At 66.7% G+C, this 1,141-nt stretch carries 1 protein-coding gene; it reads left to right on the top strand.

Translation table 11 applies throughout. The annotated features are described in order from the left end of the window. Window positions 1–11: 11 nt before the first annotated feature. On the top strand, window positions 12–1,141 hold a 1,130-nt coding region (locus tag B0G62_RS31005; protein ID WP_103707979.1), incomplete at its 3' end, for an acetyl-CoA C-acetyltransferase.

Raw genomic sequence — 1,141 nt, 5'->3', positions numbered from 1 at the left:
AGGAATGGAAAATGACTGACATTGTGATCGTTTCGGCCGCACGCACGGCGGTGGGTAAATTCGGTGGCTCGCTGGCGAAGGTGGCCGCGCCCGATCTCGGCGCGCTGGTGATCAAGGCGGCGCTCGAGCGCGCCGGCGTGAAGCCCGATCAGGTGAGCGACGTGATCATGGGTCAGGTGCTCACGGCGGGTTCGGGCCAGAACGTGGCGCGCCAGGCGTCGCTCAAGGCCGGTCTGCCGACTGCCGTGCCGGCGATGACGATCAACAAGGTCTGCGGCTCGGGCCTGAAGGCGGTGATGCTGGCTGCGAACGCAATCATCGCGGGCGATTCGGACATCGTCGTGGCCGGCGGCCAGGAAAACATGAGCGCGGCGCCGCACGTGCTGCCGGGCTCGCGTGATGGCTTTCGCATGGGCGATGCGAAGCTGATCGACAGCATGATCGTCGATGGTCTGTGGGACGTGTACAACCAGTACCACATGGGCGTGACGGCGGAAAACGTCGCGAAGGAATACGGCATCACGCGCGAAGAGCAGGATGCTTTCGCGGCGCTCTCGCAGAACAAGGCGGAAGCCGCGCAGAAGGCAGGCCGTTTCGACGCGGAAATCGTGCCGGTCGAAATCCCGCAGCGCAAGGGCGAGCCGCTGAAGTTCGCGACCGACGAATTCGTGCGTCATGGCGTGACGGCGGAATCGCTCGCGGGGCTGAAGCCGGCGTTCTCGAAGGAAGGTACGGTGACGGCGGCCAACGCGTCGGGCCTCAACGACGGCGCGGCGGCGGTGGTCGTGATGTCGGCGAAGAAAGCCGAGGCGCTGGGCCTCGTGCCGCTCGCGCGCATCAAGGCGTACGCAAGCGGCGGCGTCGATCCGAAGGTGATGGGCATGGGCCCGGTGCCGGCGTCGAAGCGCGCGCTGGAGCGCGCGGGCTGGTCGGTGGGCGACCTCGACCTGATGGAAATCAACGAGGCGTTCGCGGCGCAGGCGCTGGCTGTGAACAAGCAGATGGGCTGGGACACGTCGAAGATCAACGTGAACGGCGGTGCGATTGCGATCGGTCACCCGATCGGCGCATCGGGCTGCCGGATTCTGGTGACGCTGCTGCATGAGATGCAGCGCCGCGACGCGAAGCGCGGCCTGGCGTC

The organism is Paraburkholderia eburnea, assembly GCF_002917095.1.
GTDB lineage: Bacteria > Pseudomonadota > Gammaproteobacteria > Burkholderiales > Burkholderiaceae > Paraburkholderia > Paraburkholderia eburnea.
Note: the sequence above shows the minus strand (reverse complement) of the source record. Positions and strands in the feature narration are given on the sequence as shown.